Source organism: Kutzneria sp. 744 (assembly GCF_000568255.1).
Classification (GTDB): Bacteria; Actinomycetota; Actinomycetes; order Mycobacteriales; family Pseudonocardiaceae; genus Kutzneria.
In genome coordinates, this window is record NZ_KK037166.1 from 2341388 (window position 1) to 2347426 (window position 6039).

The following is a 6039-nucleotide window of genomic DNA, read 5'->3' on the forward strand; positions in this document are numbered from 1 at the left end:
GCACGGTGGACGGGATGCCCTCGCGGAAGCCGGACATGGCGTAGCAGGACCCGCCGACGTGGAACAGCGGCATGGCGACGAGGCTGCGGGAGTCCCCCTCGACCGGCATGGCCTCGCCGGTGTTGCGGGCGTGGGAGATCACGTTGGCGTGGCTGAGCAGGATGCCCTTGGGACGGCCGGTGGTGCCGGAGCTGTACATGACCAGCACGGGGTCCTCGGACCGGACCTCGGGGTCGATTTCGGCCGGGGCGGCGGCGATCATGTCCTCGTAGCCGCTGAGCAGCACGGTCGCCGGCCGGCCGGCGATGCCCTCGACGCTGGGCAGCAGGTCGTCGGCCACGAACAGGATGCGGGCCCCGGAGTCGCGCACCACGTAGTCGAGCTCGTCGGGGGCGAGCCGCCAGTTGAGGATGGCGGTCGCCGCGCCCAGCGAACCGGCGCCCAGCACGACCTCCAGGCACGACAGGTTGTTCTTGTCCAGATAGGCGACCCGGTCGCCACGCCCGACACCAGCCGCCCGCAGCGCGCCGGCGACCCGGCGGATCCGGTCCCACCACTGCGACCACGTGTAGCTCCGGCCCTCGTAGCTGACGGCCTCGGCATCGGGCTTGGCCTGCGCCCAGTGCTCGACCAGTTCCGGAAGCAGCCGCGCCTGTGCAGTCATGGGCGTGACTTTCGCACCGCGGCAACGCATTGGCAATCGGTCATGTCAGTCCACGACTGCGTGTGTGCACGAAACGCCCGTGCGTCGCGGCCGGCCGGGCACAACGGTCGGTCGATCGGACCGAGCCGGCTGGCAGTCGGTGGTGCACACGCTGCCCCGCGCGGGCGCACCCTCACCTGCCCCGGCCATGACTAGAACGGCTCCTTGTCGGGTTGGCAGACGGTGTCCGCCGCGGGTGGACGGAGCTGGAGGAAGTAGGCGTCCACGGCGTCGTCGACGCAGCGGCTGTGGTTGAGGGAGCCGTGGCCGAAGGTGTTCAGGGTCAGCAACTCCGCGTTGCCGAGCAGCTTGGCGGTTCGCTGCGCGCCGGGATACGGGGTGTCGGGGTCGCCCTGGCTGTTGCCGAGCAGGAGGACCGGATTGGCGGTGTGACGGTTCCAGGGGCCGGCGTAGTGGTCCGGGTCGGCCGAGGGAAAGCGGACGCAAGGCAGGGACAGGTACGTGTAGTAGGGCCCGAAGCCCCGAGCCCGCTGGTCGGTGGCGGCCGCGAATCGGGGCCAGACAGCGGGATCGGCCGGGTTGCGGGCGTCGGCGCACTGGGTCGCGCCGCCGCCGAGCAGGCTGTCGAACGGCGTGCTGATGGGAGTGGCCGGCGCCGGGTCGGCCAGGTTGGCGATGGCGACCGGTCCATCGGCGGACAGGCGGTCGAGCGAGGTAGTGATGGGGGCAGCCGTGACGGTTGCTGCGGGCGGGGTCTGGGTGGCCGTGCTCACCAGTTGCAGGTATTCGGCGAGGGCCGGGGAGTTTCCGGCGTCGTCGAGGGTGTGCACGATGTGCGCGATGACGTCCTGGTAGCGAACGGTGATGGGCTGACCGGTGGCCGGGTCGGCGATCGTGACCGGCCCATCGGCGGACAGGTGGTCGAGGATCTGGTTGTGCTTGTCGACGAGGTTGGCGCCGGAAGTGTTGAAGGCGCAACGGGTTGTGGCGGCGCAGGCGGAGAGGAAAGAGCGGAAGGCCTGCTGCACACCGAGATCGGCGCCGAGGCGGACACTGAAGGGAACGTTGACGTCGGAGGGGTGATAGCCAGTGCTCCAGTTCACCGGGTCGTCGACGGCGTCCAGGACGATCGCCCGCACCCGGTCGGGGAACAGGTTGACGTAGGTCTCACCGAGGACGGTGCCGTAGGAAAGGCCGTAGTACGACAGGGTTGACGACCCTACGGCGGCTCGTAAGCGGTCCAGGTCACGGGCGACGTTAGCGGTGGACATGTGGGAGAACAACGGACCGGCGTTGCGGGCGCAGAGGTCGTCGATGGTCAGGGCGTCGGCGAGCTCCTGGGTCTTCTGCTCGGGGGTGATGGGGAATTGGGCGGCGACCCGTTGCAGGACGGCGAGTTGGTCGGGCGAGGTGAAGCAGTGGGCCTGGGTGCTCGCGCCAACGCCGCGAGGGTCGAAGCCGACCAGGTCGAAGCGCTGGTGGAGGGCGGGCGTGAGAACGGGCGGGATCCGGCCGGGATTGCCTGGGCCGCCGGGGTTGTAGAACAGGGTGCCGAGCTTGTGGGCCTGATCGACCGCGGGCAGGCGGCCCACGGCGATCTGTATTTTCGGACCTACCGGATCCTGATAGGACAGTGGAACGGCCAGAGAGGCGCACTGGTAGGCCGACAGCGGGAGCGCGTTCGAGGGCGACGGCGCGTCGGACGGGCAGGCGCCCCAGGCCAGCGCCGGCGACGCCGATGCCGGCGCCAGCGGTATGAGGGCGGCGGCCAGCACGGCGGCGGTCAGCGTGGCGGTGACGCGTCGAAAGGACATGGGACCAGCTTTGCGCCCAACGGCAAGGAGCGCACTGGCACTAGGGTGACAAAACAAGGTGGTGCTAGTACCACCCCGGTCAGAAACCGGCCAGGCCGTTGGGGGTTCCGACGCCGGTGGGGCCGTCCCACCCGGTGCCGGAGACGCAGAGCTGGAGCGAGGTGGGCTGGCAGCCGTGGGCGGCGGCGTTCTGGCCGAGGGTGACATCGCTGAACGCGCCGGCCGGGGCGGCGTAGAGGGTGTTGGGACCGTCCACACGGGACAGATGGCCGCCGCGGGCGTAGAGGGCGGCGATGAACGGCGCGGCGGCGCTGGTGCCACCGACGGTGTACCAGCCGCCCGCGGCGTAGGAGTCGTAGACAGCGACGCCGGTGGCCGGGTCGGAGACGGCGGAGACGTCGGACGAGGCGCGATGGCCGCCGCAGACGGCGGCGACGGCGGCCGGCTGTCCGTTGGCCGGCGGCAGATCGGTCTCGCATGCGCTGCCGGCCCCGCTCCAGGCGTTGGAGGCGAAGCCGTCGGAGGTCTGGTACAGCGCGGTGCCGCCGGCGGAGATCACGCTCGGCAGGTTCTGCGGCCAGTAGCCGTGCACGTTGCCGTGGTAGCCGGAATCGCCGGAGGAGGCGACAAAAGCGATACCGGGGTGCGAGAAGACCGTGCTCATCGGACCCGTGTTGATGTCCTTTGTGGACGGATAGCCGAAGCTCATGCTGACCGCGGAGACGCCGGCGGCGACGGCGGTGGACACGGCGCGGGCGATGCTGGGGACGGCGTCGGTGGCGGTGTGCAACGACGACAGGTAGAAGTCCCGGGTCGGGGCCTGCACCAGGAGGATCTTGCACGCGGGACAGGCGGCGGAGATCATCTGGGCGTCCAGCGCGGTCTCCAGCGAGAGTTGCTTCTCCTCGTCGGTGCCGTCGGGATGCAGCGGCGGACCGCCCTGGTAGTCCACGACCTTGAGGCAGCCGGACGCCACCGTGCACGCGGGCAGGCCGAACTGGGAACGATAGGCGGCGAGGTCGGACTCGAAGCCGGGATAGCCGCCGCCGTCGACGAGGGCGACGGTGCCGGCGACGCCGCCGGAGGCCGGCAGGTGGTAGGCGGCGGCCAGCTCCGAGGCGCTGTAGCCGACGGGGACGACGGTCGTCATCGGGGCGGCCGAGCCCTGGGCCTCGGTGACGATCTCCGAGTCGCACACGTCGCAGGTGGCGATCACCCCGTGGTTCTGCAACAGGGTGCCGGCCTGCACCTGGGCGTGCAGGGCTGCGGTGTCGGGGTAGACGGACACGAGCGACGACGCCAACAGTACGGCGACCATGCCGGCAAACATGCGGTGACCTCCCGGGCACTCTGCGTGATGTCAGTGTCGACACAACCACCGGACTCCGCGCTTCCAATTCACGGATGTATCCGATACATTTTCGTATCAGATGGACACGACACCGAAGCGGGTCACCAAGCGCCGGGGCGAGACGCGCCAACGGCTGCTGGACGCCGCCCTGACGGTCTTCGCCGAGCAGGGTTTCGGCCGCTCGACGGTGGAACAGGTCTGCGACCGGGCCGGATACACCAGAGGCGCCTTCTACTCGAACTTCGCCTCGCTGGACGACCTGTTCCTGGCCATGTGGGAGCAGCGCTCGACCGAGCTGATCGACGGCCTGCGCCAGGCCCTGGACGGCATGGACACGGCCAAGGTGCGCAACGTCCGTGGCGTGGTGGAGCTGGTGACGCCGGCCGTGCCGGTGGACGACACCTGGTACCGCATCACCTCGGAGTTCACGGCCCACGCGCTGCGCAACCCAGGCCTGCGCCGCGTGATGAAAACGCGGGAAGAAGCCATCGCCGGGGCCATCACGCCGGTGGTCGCCGCCCTGCTGAGAAAAATCGGCCGAGAAACACCCGATCAGGTGGCGTTGGGGCAGGCTCTGGTGGCCGTGCACGACGGCACCGCGGCGCAGTGCCTGCTGGAACCGGAGAATCCCGCCGTGTGGCGGCGCCGCGCCGACCTGTTCGAACGGGTCCTGACGGCCTACAGCATCGAAACCGGAGGACGGTCATGACAATCGAGCCCGACGTCATCGTGGTCGGGGCGGGGCTGGCCGGCCTCGTCGCCACGCACGAACTGGTCAAGGCGGGCCGCAAGGTCCTCATCGTGGACCAGGAGAACCGCAACAACCTGGGCGGCCAGGCCTTCTGGTCGCTGGGCGGCCTGTTCTTCGTGGACAGCCCGGAGCAGCGCCGCATCGGCGTGAAGGACTCCTTCGAGCTGGCCTGGCAGGACTGGCAGGGCTCGGCCGGCTTCGACCGCGAGGACGAGGACTTCTGGGGCCGGCAGTGGGCGCAGGCCTACGTCCGGTTCGCCGCCACCGAGAAGCGGCAGTACCTGCACGAGCTGGGCCTGCGGGTGATGCCGCAGGTGGGTTGGGCCGAGCGCGGCGGCGGCCTGGCCGACGGCCACGGCAACTCGGTCCCCCGCTTCCACCTCACGTGGGGCACCGGGCCGGAGGTCGTCCGCGTGTTCCTGGAACCGGTGCTGGAGGGGGAAAAGCGCGGCCTGGTGGAGTTCGCGTTCCGGCACCAGGTGGACGACATCGTCGTCGAGGACGGCCGCGCGGTCGGCGTGCGGGGCACCGTGCTGGAGCCGACCGACCTGGAGCGGGGCAAGGCGTCCTCGCGGACCAAGGTCGGCGAGTTCGAGCTGCGGGCCAAGGCGGTGATCGTCTCCTCGGGCGGCATCGGCCACAACCACGACCTGATCCGCAAGAACTGGCCGACCGACCGGCTCGGCCCGGCGCCGAAGACGATGATCTCCGGCGTGCCGGCGCACGTGGACGGGCGCATGATCGCCATCTCCGAGACGGCGGGCGCCAACATCGTCAACCGGGACCGGCTGTGGAACTACACCGAGGGCATCAACAACTGGGACCCGATCTGGCCCGACCACGCCATCCGGATCATCCCCGGCCCGTCCTCGATGTGGTTCGACGCCACCGGGAAGCGCCTCCCCTCCCCCAACTTCCCGGGCTTCGACACCAACGGCACGATGAAAGCCATCCTGGCCACCGGCCACGACTACTCGTGGTTCGTGCTGACCCAGTCGATCATCGAGAAGGAGTTCGCGCTGTCGGGCTCCGAGCAGAACCCGGACATCACCGGCAAGGACCTCAAGCTCACGGTGACCGGCCGGCTGGGCAAGGGCGCGCCGGGTCCGGTGGAGGCGTTCAAGCAGCACGGCGTGGACTTCGTGGTGGCCGACAACCTCCAGGAACTGGTGGCGGGCATGAACAAGCTGTCCCGCGGCCCGCAGATCTCCTACGACGACCTGCTGCGCCAGATCCGGGCCCGCGACCAGGAGACCCGCAACGCGTTCAGCAAGGACCTCCAGCTGATGGCCATCAGCAACGCCCGCAAGGTCTTCACCGACAAGGTGTCCCGGGTGGCCAAGCCGCACCGCATCCTGGACCCGGCGCACGGCCCGCTGATCGCCGTGCGGCTGAACATCCTGACCCGCAAGACGTTGGGCGGGGCAGACCAACCTCGACTCACAGGTGGTGCGGCCGG

5 protein-coding genes are annotated in these 6039 nt (G+C 69.9%); 2 read left to right on the forward strand and 3 right to left on the reverse strand.

From position 1 onward, the window contains the following. The 3 genes from KUTG_RS10480 to KUTG_RS10490 form a co-directional block, all read right to left on the reverse strand. Positions 1-664 (reverse strand): AMP-binding protein (locus KUTG_RS10480; RefSeq protein ID WP_043716588.1); only part of this gene is annotated, 664 nt, incomplete at its 3' end. Between the two features lie 191 nt (positions 665-855). Beyond that, positions 856-2478 (reverse strand): alpha/beta hydrolase, encoded by a 1623-nt coding sequence (locus KUTG_RS10485; RefSeq protein ID WP_043716589.1) that lies wholly within the window; start codon positions 2476-2478, stop codon positions 856-858. Between the two features lie 79 nt (positions 2479-2557). Next, positions 2558-3796: a S53 family peptidase gene (locus KUTG_RS10490; protein ID WP_157494443.1), complete on the reverse strand. Its 1239-nt coding sequence runs from the start codon at positions 3794-3796 to the stop codon at positions 2558-2560. Positions 3797-3908: 112 nt separating this feature from the next. On the opposite strand from KUTG_RS10490, the gene KUTG_RS10495 reads away from it, so the two are divergent. Together KUTG_RS10495 and KUTG_RS10500 are read left to right on the forward strand one after the other, a co-directional pair. Continuing rightward, positions 3909-4538: a TetR/AcrR family transcriptional regulator gene (locus KUTG_RS10495; RefSeq protein WP_043716591.1), complete on the forward strand. Its 630-nt coding sequence runs from the start codon at positions 3909-3911 to the stop codon at positions 4536-4538. Further along, the coding region (locus KUTG_RS10500; protein WP_232240743.1) for an FAD-binding dehydrogenase at positions 4535-6039 on the forward strand (1505 nt) is incomplete at its 3' end. The genes KUTG_RS10495 and KUTG_RS10500, both read left to right, overlap by 4 nt.

What these genes read in the sequence shown, in the direction of transcription:
- KUTG_RS10485 (WP_043716589.1), bottom strand. Translation starts at nt 2,478, where the DNA reads ATGTCCTTTCGACGCGTCACCGCCACGCTGACCGCCGCCGTGCTGGCC.
- KUTG_RS10490 (WP_157494443.1), bottom strand. Translation starts at nt 3,796, where the DNA reads ATGGTCGCCGTACTGTTGGCGTCGTCGCTCGTGTCCGTCTACCCCGAC.
- KUTG_RS10495 (WP_043716591.1), top strand. Translation starts at nt 3,909, where the DNA reads ATGGACACGACACCGAAGCGGGTCACCAAGCGCCGGGGCGAGACGCGC.